13 protein-coding genes are annotated in these 13811 nt (G+C 73.8%); 11 read left to right on the top strand and 2 right to left on the bottom strand.

Going from position 1 to position 13811, the window contains the following annotated elements; translation table 11 throughout:
* Window positions 1–107 precede the first annotated feature (107 nt).
* From ACE101_RS09955 to ACE101_RS09915, 9 genes are all read left to right on the top strand, one after another.
* A complete protein-coding gene (locus ACE101_RS09955) occupies window positions 108–1142 on the top strand; it encodes an iron ABC transporter substrate-binding protein (RefSeq protein ID WP_379128615.1) in 1035 nt (344 codons plus the stop codon).
* Window positions 1139–2191, top strand: a complete 1053-nt coding sequence (locus ACE101_RS09950) for a FecCD family ABC transporter permease (protein WP_379128612.1) — start codon at window positions 1139–1141, stop codon at window positions 2189–2191. The genes ACE101_RS09955 and ACE101_RS09950 overlap by 4 nt, the downstream gene beginning before the upstream one ends.
* Window positions 2188–2982, top strand: coding sequence for an ABC transporter ATP-binding protein (locus ACE101_RS09945; protein WP_379128610.1), 795 nt, complete (start codon window positions 2188–2190; stop codon window positions 2980–2982). The genes ACE101_RS09950 and ACE101_RS09945 overlap by 4 nt, the downstream gene beginning before the upstream one ends.
* A gap of 83 nt (window positions 2983–3065) precedes the next feature.
* On the top strand, window positions 3066–3368 hold the full coding sequence (locus ACE101_RS09940) for a hypothetical protein (RefSeq protein ID WP_379128607.1): 303 nt from the start codon (window positions 3066–3068) through the stop codon (window positions 3366–3368).
* Window positions 3369–3426: 58 nt separating this feature from the next.
* Entirely contained in the window at window positions 3427–6846 is a 3420-nt protein-coding gene (locus ACE101_RS09935; RefSeq protein ID WP_379128604.1) for a helicase-related protein, read from the top strand.
* A gap of 8 nt (window positions 6847–6854) precedes the next feature.
* A complete protein-coding gene (locus ACE101_RS09930) occupies window positions 6855–7136 on the top strand; it encodes an RNA-binding S4 domain-containing protein (protein WP_379128601.1) in 282 nt (93 codons plus the stop codon).
* Window positions 7137–7264: 128 nt separating this feature from the next.
* Window positions 7265–7603: a ferredoxin FdxA gene (fdxA, locus tag ACE101_RS09925; protein WP_379128599.1), complete on the top strand. Its 339-nt coding sequence runs from the start codon at window positions 7265–7267 to the stop codon at window positions 7601–7603.
* Between the two features lie 417 nt (window positions 7604–8020).
* A complete protein-coding gene (locus ACE101_RS09920; protein WP_379128598.1) occupies window positions 8021–8614 on the top strand; it encodes a CarD family transcriptional regulator in 594 nt (197 codons plus the stop codon).
* Window positions 8615–8836: 222 nt separating this feature from the next.
* Window positions 8837–9718, top strand: coding sequence for an RNA polymerase factor sigma-32 (locus ACE101_RS09915; protein ID WP_379138577.1), 882 nt, complete (start codon window positions 8837–8839; stop codon window positions 9716–9718).
* A gap of 64 nt (window positions 9719–9782) precedes the next feature.
* Here the strand turns inward: ACE101_RS09915 and ACE101_RS09910 are convergent, their stop codons facing one another.
* Both ACE101_RS09910 and ACE101_RS09905 read right to left on the bottom strand, forming a co-directional pair.
* Window positions 9783–10502 (bottom strand): 4'-phosphopantetheinyl transferase family protein, encoded by a 720-nt coding sequence (locus ACE101_RS09910; RefSeq protein ID WP_379128595.1) that lies wholly within the window; start codon window positions 10500–10502, stop codon window positions 9783–9785.
* Between the two features lie 132 nt (window positions 10503–10634).
* The gene (locus ACE101_RS09905) at window positions 10635–11585 is read right to left on the bottom strand and encodes a LysR family transcriptional regulator (RefSeq protein ID WP_379128592.1); all 951 of its coding nucleotides are present in this window, start codon (window positions 11583–11585) and stop codon (window positions 10635–10637) included.
* Between the two features lie 256 nt (window positions 11586–11841).
* Here ACE101_RS09905 and argJ point away from each other — a divergent pair, with 256 nt between their 5' ends.
* Together argJ and ACE101_RS09895 are read left to right on the top strand one after the other, a co-directional pair.
* Window positions 11842–13080, top strand: a complete 1239-nt coding sequence (gene argJ, locus ACE101_RS09900; protein WP_379128589.1) for a bifunctional glutamate N-acetyltransferase/amino-acid acetyltransferase ArgJ — start codon at window positions 11842–11844, stop codon at window positions 13078–13080.
* Window positions 13077–13769 carry an SIMPL domain-containing protein gene (locus ACE101_RS09895; protein WP_379128587.1) on the top strand — a complete coding sequence of 231 codons (693 nt, stop codon included), beginning with the start codon at window positions 13077–13079 and terminating at the stop codon, window positions 13767–13769. The genes argJ and ACE101_RS09895 overlap by 4 nt, the downstream gene beginning before the upstream one ends.
* The last annotated feature ends 42 nt before the right edge of the window (window positions 13770–13811 follow it).

The raw sequence follows: 13811 nt of genomic DNA, 5'->3' as shown, positions 1-13811 counted from the left end.
GGCGAGGCCCGGCTTGGTTTCGGCGCCGCGGCGACGCTCCCCCTGCCCGTGTCCCCGTCCTATCTGAGGCCGGGCGGACCGCGCCGGGCCGCGCGCACGGGACATCCATGACGCTCGATCGCCGCACGCTCCTCCGCGGGCTCGCCGGTCTCGGGGCCGCGGGCTTCGGCGCCGATCCGGCCCGGGCGGCCGCGCAGGACGATGCCGGGCGCCCCCTGCCCGCCCTCGCCTCGCCGGTGCGGCGGATCTTCCCCGCCGGCCCGCCGGCCGCGATCCTGCTCTACACGCTGGCGCCGGACCTGCTCGCCGGCTGGCCGCGGGCGCTCCGTCCGGCCGAGGCGCCCTATCTCCTGCCGGAGGCGGCGGCTTTGCCGGAGCTCGGCCGCCTGACCGGGCGCGGCAACACCGCGAATCTCGAGACGGTGCTGGCCCTGAGGCCCGACCTCATCGTCGATACCGGCGACACCGGCGAGACCTACCGCGCGCTGGCCGACCGGGTGCAGCAGCAGACCGGGATTCCGGCCCTGCTCTTCGACGGGCGCCTCCCCGCGACGCCGGAAACCTACCGCCGGCTCGGCGCGCTGATCGGCCGGGCCGATGCGGGCGAGCGGCTGGCCGGGATCTGCGAGCACATCCTGCGGACGGTGCGCGGGCGGGTCGCGGCGGTGCCGGAGGGCGAGCGCCCGCGCGTCTACCTCGCCCGCGGCCCGCGCGGCCTCGAGACCGCCCGGCAGGGCGCGATCAACGCGGAGAGCCTGGACCTCCTGGGCGCGATCAACGTCGCGGGCGCGGGCGGCGGCCTCGCCCGGGTCTCGCCCGAGGACGTGCTCGCCTGGGCGCCCGAGGTGATCATCGCCCTCGATCCGGCCTTCGTGGTGGCCGCGCGGACCGACCCGCTCTGGCAGGGCGTGCCGGCGGTGCGGAGCGGCCGGATCCACCTCGCCCCCGCCCTGCCCTTCGGCTGGGTCGACTTCCCGCCCTCCGTGAACCGCTTCCCCGGCCTGTGGTGGCTCGGCAAGGCGCTCTACCCGGAGCGGTTCCCGGAGGATCTGCGCGGTCTCGCCCGCGACTTCCACCGGGACTTCTACCACGTGGTGCCGGAGGAGGCGGCCCTCGACCGCGTCCTCGCGGGGGCGGCGTGAGCGGCCCGCGGGCCCGGGCGGAGAGCCGCCCCGGGGGGCGCCTCGGCCCGCGGCTCGGTCTCGGGCTGGCGCTGGGCGCGGTGGGGCTCGCGGTCGCCCTCGCCTTCGGGGTCGGGCGCTATCCGGTCGGTCTCGGCGAGGTGGCGCAGGTGCTCGCCGCCAAGCTCGCCGGCGGCGCCTCGGGCGTGTCCGCCCCCGTCGAGGCGGTGGTGCTGCAGATCCGGGGCCCGCGCATCCTGGCGGCGCTCCTGATCGGGGCGGCGCTCTCGGTGGCGGGGGCGGCCTTCCAGGGGCTGTTCCGCAACCCCCTGGTCTCGCCCGACATCCTCGGCGCCTCCTCGGGGGCGGCCTTCGGGGCGGTGCTCGGGATCTGGCTCTCCCTCGGGGTGCTCGCCATCGAGGCGCTGGCCTTCGCGGGCGGGCTCCTCGCCGTGGGCGCCGTCTACGGGATCGGGGCGGTGCTGGCGCGGCGGGACCCCGTGCTGGTCCTGGTGCTGGCCGGCGTGGTGATCGGCTCGCTCCTCGGCGCCGGGGTCGGCCTGGTGAAGTACCTCGCCGATCCCTACAACCAGCTCCCCGCCATGACCTTCTGGCTGCTCGGGAGCCTGTCGGCGACCCACGCGCTCGACCTGGCGGCGCTCAGCCTCCCGGTCCTGGCGGGCACGGGCGCGCTCCTGCTGCTGCGCTGGCGGCTCGACGCGCTCTCGCTGCCGGACGAGGAGGCGCGGGCGCTCGGCCTCGCCACCGGCCCCCTGCGCCTCGCGGTCGTCGCCGCCGCGACCCTGGTGACGGCGGCGAGCGTGGCGGCGGCGGGCATCGTCGGCTGGGTCGGCCTCGTGGTGCCCCATCTCGCCCGCTTCCTCGTGGGCCCGGGCTTCGCCCGCCTGATCCCGGCGGCGGCGCTCCTCGGCGCTGGCTATCTCCTCGTCATCGACACGCTGGCGCGCACCCTCGCCTCCGTGGAGGTGCCCCTCGGCATCCTGACGGCAGTGGTCGGCACGCCGGTCTTCCTGTGGCTGCTGGCGGGCGCCGAGCGGGATTGGCCATGAACCCGCTCGTCAGCCCGCCCACGGGTCTGCTCACCGCCCGGGGGCTCGCCTTCGGCTATCCGGGCCGGGAGATCGGCCGCGGCATCGACCTCTCGGTCGCGGGCGGCGAGGTGCTGGCGCTGCTCGGCCCCAACGGCGGCGGCAAGACCACGCTGCTCAAGACGCTGCTCGGGCTGCTCGCGCCGCTCGCCGGGACGGTGGCGGTCGAGGGCCGGCCCCTGGCGGCCCTGCCGGCCCGCGCCCGCGCCAAGGCGATGGCCTACGTGCCCCAGAGCGCGGGCAGCGCCTTCGCCTTCACGGCCCGGGCGGTGGTGCTGATGGGACGCAGCGCCCATACGGGCCTGTTCTCGGCCCCGTCCCGGGCCGACCACGCGGCGGCGGAGGCGGCCCTGGCGCGTCTGGGCGTGCCCCACCTCGCCGACCGGCCGATCACCCGCATCTCGGGCGGCGAGCGGCAGCTCGTGCTGATCGCCCGCGCGCTCGCCCAGGAACCGCGGCTGGTGATCCTCGACGAGCCCACCGCGAGCCTCGATTTCGGCAATCAGGGCAAGGTGATGCGGGAGATCGCGCGGCTGCGCGCGGACGGGCTCGGCGTGGTGTTCACGACGCACGACCCGAACCAGGCGGCCCGCTACGCCGACCGCGCGCTGCTGCTGCGGGCGGGCAGGCGCCTCGCCGAGGGGCCGGTGGCGGAGGTGCTGGAGGCCGGCCGGCTGGAGGAACTCTACGGAGCGCCGATCGAGGTGGTGCGGAACGAGACCACCGGTGCGCGCGCGTTCCTGCCGGGGTGAGGAGGCGCCGCGGTTTCGCGCATCAATCGGTAACGGCCGCGGGCTCATCCTGCCCGTCCATCCCGCCACCGGGGCCCGCCGCGATGTCCGTCCGCCTCCTTGCCTGCCTCCTCGCGCCCCTGCCCGCCCTCGCCAACGGGGCGGATTGCGGCGGCGACGCCGTCTCCTCGGCCGTCGTCGCGGAGGGCCGTCCGAGCCGGCCCGGCCCCCTCACGAGCGTGCCCGACACCCTCTGCGCCGACCTCTCCGACACGACGCGCCCGCGCCTGCGCCTCGACCTCTACGCGCCCCTCGACGGGGCGGATGGCGGGACGGGATCCGCAACCCCATATGACGGGCGAGAGCCGCGCATCGGCCCGCGCCGCCGCGGCGACGGGAGCCGCTAGCCGATCCCGGCCCCCGTCCGCACCGCCGGGCGACAAGCCCCCGAGGATCCCCACGACCTTGACGACCCGCCGTTCCCTTCCCCCGCAGGTCCGTGCGCGCGGCGTCACGGCGGTGCTCGGCCCCACCAACACCGGCAAGACCCACCTCGCTATCGAGCGGATGCTCGCCCATCCGACCGGGATGATCGGCCTGCCGCTGCGGCTCCTCGCCCGCGAGGTCTATCACCGGGTGGTCGATCGGGTCGGCCCCGAGCGGGTCGCCCTCGTCACCGGCGAGGAGAAGATCAAGCCCGACCGGCCGAGCTACTGGATCTGCACCGCCGAGGCGATGCCGCGCGACCGCAGCGTCGATTTCGTGGCCGTGGACGAGATCCAGCTCGGCGCCGACATGGACCGCGGCCACACCTTCACCGACCGGCTGCTCTACCAGCGCGGGCGCGAGGAGACCCTGCTCATCGGCTCGGGCACGATGGGGCCGCTGGTGCAGGCGCTGATCCCGGGCGTCCACGTCACCACCCGGCCGCGCCTCTCCCAGCTCTCCTTCGCGGGCGAGAAGCGCCTCTCGCGCCTGCCCCACCGCACCGCCATCGTGGCCTTCTCGGCCGAGGAGGTCTACGCCATCGCCGAATTGCTGCGCCGCCAGCGCGGCGGGGCCGCGGTGGTGCTCGGCGCCCTCTCGCCCCGCACCCGCAACGCGCAGGTCGAACTCTACCAATCGGGTGACGTCGACTATCTGGTGGCCACCGACGCGGTCGGCATGGGCCTCAACCTCGACGTCGACCACGTCGCCTTCGCGTCGAACCGCAAGTTCGACGGCACCCGCTTCCGCGGCCTCTCCCCGGCCGAGATGGCGCAGATCGCCGGCCGCGCCGGCCGCCACCTGCGCGACGGCACCTTCGGCTCCACCGGGCGCTGCCCGCCCCTCGAACCCGAGATGGTGGAGGCCCTGGAGAGCCACACCTTCGAGCCGACCCGGGTGCTGCAATGGCGCAACCCCGACCTCGACTTCTTCTCCGTGGTGGCGCTCCAGGCGAGCCTCGCCGAGCATCCGAGCGAGCGCGGCCTCGTGCGCGCCCCGCGCGGGGACGACGAGGCCGCCCTCGACCTCCTCGCCCGCGAGGACGACATCCGCGACATGGCCGCGGGCCGGGGCGGCGCCGTGGAGCGGCTCTGGGCGGTCTGCGGCGTGCCCGACTACCGCAAGACGCCGATCCAGACCCATGCGGACCTCGTCGCGCAGCTCTACCGCTTCCTGATGAAGGGCATGGCCGGGCGCATCCCGGCGGACTGGTTCGCCAAGCACGTGGCCATGGTCGACCGCATCGATGGGGACATCGACACCCTCTCCCAGCGCATCGCCCAGGTGCGGACATGGACTTTCGTGGCGAACCGACCCGACTGGCTGCAGGACCCGGAGCATTGGCAGGGCGAGACGCGTCGGGTAGAGGACAGGCTGTCCGACGCGCTTCACGAACGGCTGGCGAGCCGTTTCGTGGATCGGCGCACCAGCGTCCTGATGCGGCGCCTGAGAGAGAACACCATGTTGGAAGCTGAGATCACCGCAGGCGGCGACGTGACGGTCGAGGGCCAGCACGTCGGCCACCTGCACGGGTTCCAGTTCGTGCCGGACCCTGGCGCGGAGGGCCAGGAAGCCAAGACCCTCCGCAGCGTCGCCGAGAAGGCGCTCGCGAGCGAGATCGAGGCCCGGGCCGACCGTTTCGCCGCTGCCGCGGATGCGGCCCTGGTCCTGTCGAACGACGGCACCATCCGCTGGACCGGCGACCCGGTCGCCAAGCTCGTCCCGGGGGACAAGCTCTACGCGCCGGGCCTGCGCGTCCTGGCGGACGAGCAGCTCACCGGCCCGGCCCGCGACAAGGTCGAGGGACGCCTCACCGCGTGGCTCAAGGCCCATATCGTGCGCCTGCTCGGCCCGGCCCTGGAGCTGGAGACCGCCGAGGACCTCGCGGGCCTCGCCCGCGGCATCGGCTTCCAGGTCTCCGAGGCGCTCGGCGTCCTGGAGCGCGCGCGCGTCCTCAACGAGATGCGCAGCCTCGATCAGGAGGGCCGCGCGGCCCTGCGCAAGCGCGGCGTGCGCTTCGGCGCCTACCACATCTACATGCCGGCCTTGCTCAAGCCCGCGCCCCGCACCCTGGCGGCGCAGCTCTGGGCACTTCAGAACGGCGGCCTCGACCAGCGCGGTCTCGACGAGATCGCGCATCTGGCGGGCTCCGGCCGCACCTCGATGCCGGTCGACACCGAGATCGCCAAGGGCCTCTACCGGGCGGCGGGCTTCCGGGTCTGCGGCGGCCGCGCCGTGCGCGTCGACATCCTGGAGCGCCTCGCCGACCTGATCCGTCCGGCCATCGCCTACGTGCCGGGGACCACCCCCGGCGAGCCCCCGCCCGGCACCGCCGACCGCGACGGCTTCGTGCCCACCGTCGGCATGACCTCCCTGGTCGGCTGCTCGGGCGAGGATTTCGCCTCGATCCTGAAATCGCTCGGCTACGTGATGGACCGCCGCGCCGGCCCCGCCATCACGGTGCCGCTGCGCCCGGCCGCACCGACCGTGCCGGTCCAGCCGGTCCCGGCCGCCCCTGCGGAGACATCCGCCGCGGAGGAATCCGCCGCGGACGCATCCGCCGAGGCGGAGGCGGCGGGCGATCCGGCGGCGCCGGCCGAAGCGGAGGCGGAGCCCGACACCCTGGCGGCTGCCGAGGACGCCGCGCCGGACGCGCCGGAGACCCCGGAGCCCGTCGCCGCGGAGGTCTCCGAGCCGGAGCCCGTGACCGGGCCGGACGCCGTTGCGGAGCCGGAGGCGGTCGCGGCACCCGCGGCACCCGTCGCGGAGGTCCCCGTCGCAGAGGCCGCCGCCGAGCCGGCGCCCGAAGAGTTCGCCACGGACGAACAGGCCGCCGCGGACGAACCGGCCGCCCTGGAGGAGCCGGCTGCGGAGGTTGAGGCCGCCGCGACCGCCGAGGACGGCGCCGCCCCCGCGGCCGAACCTGCCGCGGACGCGGCGCCGGCCGAGCCGATCCTGATCGAGGTCTGGCGGATGCACCGCCATCCGCGCGGCAACGCCGCCCGCCACCAGGGCCGCGGCCGTCCGCCGGCCGGCGCCCAGGCCCGCCACGCCGACGGGCGCCCGCCCCGCCGCGACGATCAGCAGGCCCCGGGCGGCGAGCGCCCGCGGCCGCAGGGTCGGCCCGGTCAGCGCTGGGGCGACCGCCAGGAGCGCTGGGGCGAGCGGTCGGAGGGGGCCCGGGCCGAGGGCCGCCCGCCGCGCGGGCCGCAGAACGGCCGCGGAGCGGAGGGCGAGCGCGGCGGTGGACGCCCGCCGCAGGAGCGCCGCGACCATCATCGCGGCCAGCAGGAGAACCGTCCCCCCCGCCGCGAGCGCGCGCCGGATCCGGATTCGCCCTTCGCCAAGCTGCTCGCCCTGAAGGCGCAGATGGAGGCGCGGGACGGCGACAAGCGCTGACCTGACCGATGCGGGCGGATCGGCAGCGCCTCGACAAGTGGCTGTGGTTCGCCCGCTTCGCCAAGACGCGCAGCCTCGCGGCGCGCCTCATCGCGGAGGGGTACGTCCGCGTGAACGGCGAGCGCGCGGAGGCCGCCTCCAAGGCGATCGCGGTGGGCGACGTGATCACCGTCGCGGCCGCCCACGCGACCATGGCGGTGCGGGTGCTGGCGCTCGGCGAGCGCCGCGGCCCGGCGCCGGAAGCCCGCCTGCTCTACGCCGACGCCACGGGCGGCGTGACACCCGAGTGACGCCGCGCCACAAGGGAGCGATTGCGCCCCTTCGGGTGCTTGCCACCATCCCGGGCAGGAGCTAGAGCCCGGCGGAACGCGCGAAGCCCCGGAGGCCGCGCCCGACATCCTCAAGGACCGATCGGCTCATGACCTACGTCGTCACCGACAATTGCATCAAGTGCAAGTACATGGACTGCGTGGAAGTGTGCCCGGTCGACTGCTTCTACGAGGGTGAGAACATGCTCGTCATCCACCCCGACGAGTGCATCGATTGCGGCGTCTGCGAGCCCGAATGCCCCGCCGAGGCGATCAAGCCCGATACCGAGCCGGGCCTGGAGTCGTGGCTCAAGCTGAACGCCGATTACGCCAAGACCTGGCCCAACATCACCCAGAAGAAGACGGCGCCGGCCGATGCCAAGGAGTGGGACGGCGTCGCGGGCAAGCTCGAGGCGCATTTCTCGGCCAATCCCGGCTCGGGGGACTGAGAAAGCTCCGCCGCAATCCGGCAACGGGGCTGTGGACGCGGCCACGAGAAGCTGTAGCAATACGGTGCACGGTGCACGGTGCACGGTGCGCTGCCATGCGCGCCGCGCGCCTGATTTTTTTTGATTTTTAGGGCCCTCCATGCTAGGGTCCTGATCGCCGTCGCTTACGTTCGACATGCGGCACCGCCCGCCGACCGGGACAATTTCTCGAAGGGGTTGCCGCATGAGATCAGCCGTGGAGGGCTTTTCCCGATCCGCGGTCCGGTCGAACGTTCCTTAGCTATCGGTTGACAGGGACTGGCGGGCGTCTTCGCGGGCGTCCGACTGGCATGTATTTTCAGCCGGGCACCCTGACCCGGACGAATGACCCGCCCGCGGCGAGAAGACCGTGGACGGCGATCTGGAGGCCACCCCCGCATGACGACCGCCAAGAAGACGACAGCTGCCCGGCAGGGCTTCAAGACCGGCGAAGCGATCGTGTACCCGGCCCATGGCGTCGGCCGCATCACGGCCATCGAGGAGCAGGAGATCGCCGGCTACAAGCTCGAGCTGTTCGTGGTGTCGTTCGAGAAGGACAAGATGGTTCTTCGGGTCCCGACCGCCAAGGCGAACGCGGTCGGCATGCGCAAGCTGGCCGAGCCGGAGCTGGTGAAGAAGGCGCTGGACGTGCTGACCGGCCGCGCCCGGGTGAAGCGCACCATGTGGTCGCGCCGGGCCCAGGAATACGAGGCGAAGATCAACTCGGGCGACCTCATCGCGGTGACCGAGGTGGTGCGCGACCTCTATCGCTCGGAGGCCCAGCCCGAGCAGTCCTATTCCGAGCGCCAGCTCTACGAGGCGGCCCTCGACCGGGTGGTGCGCGAGATTGCCGCGGTCAACAGGATCACGGACACGGAATCGCTGAAGCTCATCGAGCAGAGCCTCGCCAAGTCGCCGCGGCGGACCAAGAGCGCCGATGCGGAGGGCGAGTCCGACGCCGAGGACATGCAGGACGAGGCCGAAGCGGCCTGATCCGGCCCTTTTCCCGCCCTTTCGAAAGCCCGGCCTCGCGCCGGGCTTTTTCGTTGCATCAATGCCACAGGCGCCGCCCGGAGCCGTCTCGTCGCTTCCGCAGTGCGGAACCAAACCCGGGCATGGGCCGTTGTCGCAGGCCCGTGGGGACGACGATCGGTTGCGCGCGTCGTCATGCGTCTCGTCGCGCGGGTGGTCATGGGCGTGCTGGCGGAGGCGGGAATGGCGGAAATCGCAGGGATTCGTCGGCAGTTCGTGCGTATGGCGATGGACGCGCCTTTCCTGGAGCGGGAAGAGGAGCGCGGTCTCGCGGTGCGCTGGAAGGACGAACGCGACGAACGGGCCCTGCACCGCCTGATCTCGGCCCATATGCGCCTCGTCATCGCCCTGGCGGGCCGGTTCCGGCATTACGGCCTGCCCATGGCCGACCTCGTCCAGGAGGGGCATGTCGGCCTCATGGAGGCCGCCGCCCGTTTCGAGCCGGAACGGGACGTCCGCTTCTCCACCTATGCCACGTGGTGGATCCGGGCCTCGATCCAGGACTACATCCTGCGCAACTGGTCGATCGTCCGCGGCGGTACCTCCTCGGCCCAGAAGGCCCTGTTCTTCAACCTGCGCCGCCTGCGCGCCCGGCTGATGCAATCGACCGACGAGCGGGTCGGCGACGAGATCCACAGCCGCATCGCCACCGCCATCGGCGTGTCGCGCGAGGACGTGGCGCTGATGGATGCCCGCCTCTCCGGCCCCGACATGTCGCTGAACGCGCCCATCACCGACGAGGGCGACGCCTCGGCCGAGCGGGTCGACTTCCTGGTCGACACCTCCCCGCTGCCCGACGAGGCCGTATCGGACGCTGTCGACGGCGAGCGGCGCCTGACCTGGCTCCGGCAGGCCCTCACGGTGCTCTCCGAGCGCGAGTTGCGGATCCTGCACGAGCGGCGGCTGTCGGAGGATCAGGCGACCCTCGAAGCCCTCGGGCACCGGCTCGGCATCTCCAAGGAGCGCGTGCGCCAGATCGAGAACCGCGCCCTCGAGAAGCTCCGCCGGGCGCTCGCCGAGCGCTTCCCCCAGCAGCCCGCCAGCGGGATGAGCGCCTTCGTCTGACCGGAGCCTCCGCGGGCGATCGTCGATCGCGGCGGACCGGTCGCGGAAACCGGGCGGCGGAGGCCTAGCCGCGGGCCGCCACGACCCGGAACCGCATATGGGCCTCTCCGGCCCAGGCGAAGCGGGCACCGTCCGGGAGGCGCGTCGACCACGCCCGGAGCTGCCGGCCGCGATGCGCCAGGGACCACGTCCCGGCCTCCTCCGTGAGGCACAGCGTCCGCGGGGCGGCCGAGAAACCCTCCCCGCTCGCCTTCACGAAGGCCTCCTTCACCGACCAGAGTTCGAGCGCCCGCGCGGGTCGATGCGCGGCCGGCATCGACCGGTAGGCCGCGAGTTCGGCCGGATGCAGGAACTGCCGGGCCACCGCGTCCCAATCGACGGGTCGGTCGGCTCCCTCCACGTCGACGCCGATCCGCCCGGCCCGGGCGAGCCCCACCGCCACCCAGCCGGCACCGTGGCTGAGGTTGAGATCGAGGTCATGCGCCTCGGGCAGGAACGGGCGGTCATAGGCGTCGCGCGACAGCACGAGACACTCCGGCGGGCGGTCGAGTTCGGCCCCGAGGAGATGGCGCAGGAGGCCGTGAGCGGCCTCGCGCTCGTGCCGGTCCTGCGGCTGGAGGAAGCGGGCGATCCGGGCGGCCTCGTCCGGCGGCAGTGCCCGGCGCGCGGGCGCGAGCCCGGCGATCACCGCATCCGCCCGCGCGACCAGCACGAAGGCGGCGCCCGCCCCGAGACGGGCCGGCCCGATATCCGCAAGCGTCACCGGCACTCCCGCGAATTCCACACCCATCTCCCGTCAGGCCCGTCGCCGCGAAGGAGCTAAGCAGGTCTCGCAGAGCCGGTCACCGGTCCGGCGGCGAAAACGATGCAGAGCCGGGAGCCTCGGCAGAAACGCTCACGCCGTTCCGCCGAAGCGTCAGGCGCTCCGCGCATAGGCCGGGGCGAGGTCCGGCGCCTCGTCGCCCTCCGCGCCGCGCGGCGACAGCAGGGTCGCCAAGTGACGCCCCGCGACGTCGATGAAGGCGCGCGCCTTGGCGGGGACCAGGCGCGAGGCCGTGACGATGACCACCGGCAGGGACGGGCCGCTCCAATCCGGCAGCACCCGCTGCAAGGCCGGCTCCTCCGCCTCCCCGTCGATCTCGGGGAGCAGCGCGAGGCCCTGCGCCGCCGCCGCGAAGCGCCGGACGAGCGCGAGGCTGTTGCAGGACAGCGCTCCCTCCGGCGCGACGGCGACCTGCTCGCCGTCCCGCTCGAGGGTGAGCGCGGTGCCGGGGGCCGCCGCAAGCAGCACGTGCGGTGCCCGGAGGTCGTCCGGGTGCCGGGGCGTCCCGGCCCGGGCGAGATAGGCGGGCGCCGCGAACAGGCCGGTCCGCAGGTGCCCGAGCCGCCGCGCGATCATCGCCGTCTCTCTCGGCTCCTCCGTCGTGATCGCGAGGTCGCAGCCATCGGCCGCGGATTCGGCATTCGCCATCCGCAACTCGACATGAATGCTCACCTGATCATGCGTCTTCAGGAAGGTGCCGATCACGTCCGGCAGGTGCCGCAGCACCCAGGCTTCGGGCGGTGCGCTGATCCGCAGCAGGCCGCTCGGCCCGCGCGCCTGCGCGACCAAGTCGTCGAAGCTGCGCTGCGCCTCCTCCACCAGCCGGATCGCCTGGGCGTAATAGGCCTCGCCATGGGGCGTCAGCGCCAGCTTCCGCGTGGTGCGGTCGAGAAGGCGCAGCCCGATCGCGGCCTCGAACTGCGTGATCCGCCGCGACAGCGAGGAGATCGGCACGTCGAGAGCGGCCGCGGCCTGGCTGAAACTCTTGCGCTTGGCCACCTCGACGAACAGGGCCATGTCTCGCAGCACTTGCGGGTGGGCCACGCGAACCTCCGGGATGGCATGCAGACCTAACGTCATGCCGGAGGATACTGCCTCTCTAGGTAGGATATTTCAACTCTAGATAAGATTTTTCCGGTTCCGGCCCAACCGTCATCGCAATGATGGAATTCATCTTTCCATGATGCCGCTTCGTTCCGGCGGCTGCCCCCGAACCGGCCGCGAGCCGGTTGACGGGGCGGCAGCCGCCGGGCAACACCGCCGCGCCGGCCCTGGGGTCGGCGGAATTCCGGAGTTCCGCATGTCCCATCCCGTCTCGCCGCTCGCCCCGGCCCACACGCCCGACCTGCCGCCGATCGCCGGCGTGCGGCTCGCCACCGCCCAGGCGGGGATCCGCTACAAGGGCCGCACCGACGTGCTGTTCGTGCTGCTCGATCCCGGCACGCAGGTCGCGGGCGTGTTCACGCGCTCGAAATGTCCCTCGGCGGCGGTGGATTGGTGCCGCGAGCAGCTCCCCGCCCGCGAGGCCCGGGCCGTGGTGGTCAATTCCGGCAACGCCAACGCCTTCACGGGCCTGAAGGGCCGGCAGGCGGTGGCGCTCACGGCGGAGATCGCCGCCGCCGCCGCGGGCTGCACGCCCGACCGGATCTACATCGCCTCGACGGGCGTGATCGGCGAGCCGCTGGACGCCACGAAGTTCGAGGGCGTGCTCGCGGATTGCGCGGGCCGCGCCGGCCCGGATGCGGAACGCTGGGCCGAGGCCGCGCGGGCCATCATGACCACCGACACCTTCCCGAAGCTCGCCACCCGCCGCGTGCGGCTCGGCGACACGGAGGTGACGATCAACGGCATGGCCAAGGGCGCGGGCATGATCGCCCCCGACATGGCGACCATGCTCTCCTTCGTGTTCACCGACGCGGCGATCGACGCCCCGGTGCTGCAGGGCCTCCTGCGCGACGGGGCCGAGCGCAGCTTCAACTGCGTCACCGTCGACGGCGACACCTCGACCTCCGACACGCTGCTGCTCTTCGCGACGGGCCGGGCCGGCAACGCCCCCCTGACGGCGGCGGACGACCCGCGTCTCGCGGATTTCGCGGCGGCCCTCGACGATCTCCTGATCGAACTCGCGCAGCTCGTCGCCCGCGACGGCGAGGGCGCGCGCAAGTTCGTGACGGTGCGGGTCGAGGGCGCGACGGACGACGCCTCGGCGCGCCGCATCGCCTTCTCGATCGCCAACTCGCCCCTCGTGAAGACCGCGGTGGCGGGCGAGGACGCGAATTGGGGCCGCGTGGTGATGGCGGTGGGCAAGGCGGGCGAGCCCGCCGAGCGCGACCGCCTCGCGATCTGGTTCGGCGACGTGCGGGTCGCCGTCGAGGGCGCCCGCGACCCGGCCTACAGCGAGGCGGCGGCGAGCGCCGTGATGCGCGAGCAGGAGGTGACGATCCGCGTCGATCTCGGCCTGGGCGCGGGCACGGCCCGGGTGTGGACCTGCGACCTCACCAAGGCCTATGTCGAGATCAACGGGGATTACCGCTCGTGAGGGCCGCGTTCCTCGCGGCCGGGCTCGCCCTCGGGCTCCTCGCCGCCGGCCCGGCCGCCGCCGACGAGCCCGGGCGGATCAGCGTGATCGGCCGCGCGAGCGCCGAGGTGCCGGCGGACACCGCCTCGGTCGAGATCGCGGTGGAGCGGCGGGCGCCGAGTGCCGCCGCCGCTCTCGACCGCAACTCCGAGGCCGCCCGCAAGGTCGCGGCCTTCGCCAAGGAGTTCGGCGCGGAGGTCGCCACCACCGCGGTGACGCTGCGCCCGGTGACGCGCCCCTCCCGCGACCCGAACGGGGCGGAAGTTCCGGACGGCTACCAAGCGAGCAACGCGGTGCAGATCCGCCTCGCGGATCTCGGCCGCCTCGGCGAGCTGATGCGCCGCACCCTCGACGGCGGCGCCGACCGGATCGGCGGCGTGACCTTCGGGCTGCGCGACGCGGCCAAGGCCGAGGGCGAGGCGCGCGCCGCCGCCGTGAAGGATGCGATCCGGCAGGCCGAGACCCTGGCGGAGGCGGCGGGGCTGCGCCTCGGCCGCATCGAGCGCATCGTGTCGCCGGCCCGCAGCGAGGTCCCGGTCTATGCCGGACGCGCCTTCGCGGCGAAGGCGCGGGCGCCGAGCGTGCCGGTGGAGGCCGGCACCGTGGAGGTCGGCGCCACGGTCGAGATCACCTGGGTGATCGCGCAATAGGCGCTCCGGCCTTCCCAAACCGGCGGCGGCGGGCTAACGGCG

Origin of the sequence: Methylobacterium carpenticola (assembly GCF_042748905.1) — a bacterium.
Taxonomy (GTDB): Bacteria; Pseudomonadota; Alphaproteobacteria; order Rhizobiales; family Beijerinckiaceae; genus Methylobacterium; species Methylobacterium carpenticola.
Note: the sequence above shows the minus strand (reverse complement) of the source record. Positions and strands in the feature narration are given on the sequence as shown.

Excerpts from the sequence above, each read along its gene's own strand:
- ACE101_RS09955 (WP_379128615.1), top strand. The coding sequence starts at position 108 with ATGACGCTCGATCGCCGCACGCTCCTCCGCGGGCTCGCCGGTCTCGGG.
- ACE101_RS09945 (WP_379128610.1), top strand. The coding sequence starts at position 2,188 with ATGAACCCGCTCGTCAGCCCGCCCACGGGTCTGCTCACCGCCCGGGGG.
- ACE101_RS09940 (WP_379128607.1), top strand. The coding sequence starts at position 3,066 with ATGTCCGTCCGCCTCCTTGCCTGCCTCCTCGCGCCCCTGCCCGCCCTC.
- ACE101_RS09930 (WP_379128601.1), top strand. The coding sequence starts at position 6,855 with ATGCGGGCGGATCGGCAGCGCCTCGACAAGTGGCTGTGGTTCGCCCGC.
- fdxA (WP_379128599.1), top strand. The coding sequence starts at position 7,265 with ATGACCTACGTCGTCACCGACAATTGCATCAAGTGCAAGTACATGGAC.
- ACE101_RS09920 (WP_379128598.1), top strand. The coding sequence starts at position 8,021 with ATGACGACCGCCAAGAAGACGACAGCTGCCCGGCAGGGCTTCAAGACC.
- ACE101_RS09915 (WP_379138577.1), top strand. The coding sequence starts at position 8,837 with ATGGCGGAAATCGCAGGGATTCGTCGGCAGTTCGTGCGTATGGCGATG.
- argJ (WP_379128589.1), top strand. The coding sequence starts at position 11,842 with ATGTCCCATCCCGTCTCGCCGCTCGCCCCGGCCCACACGCCCGACCTG.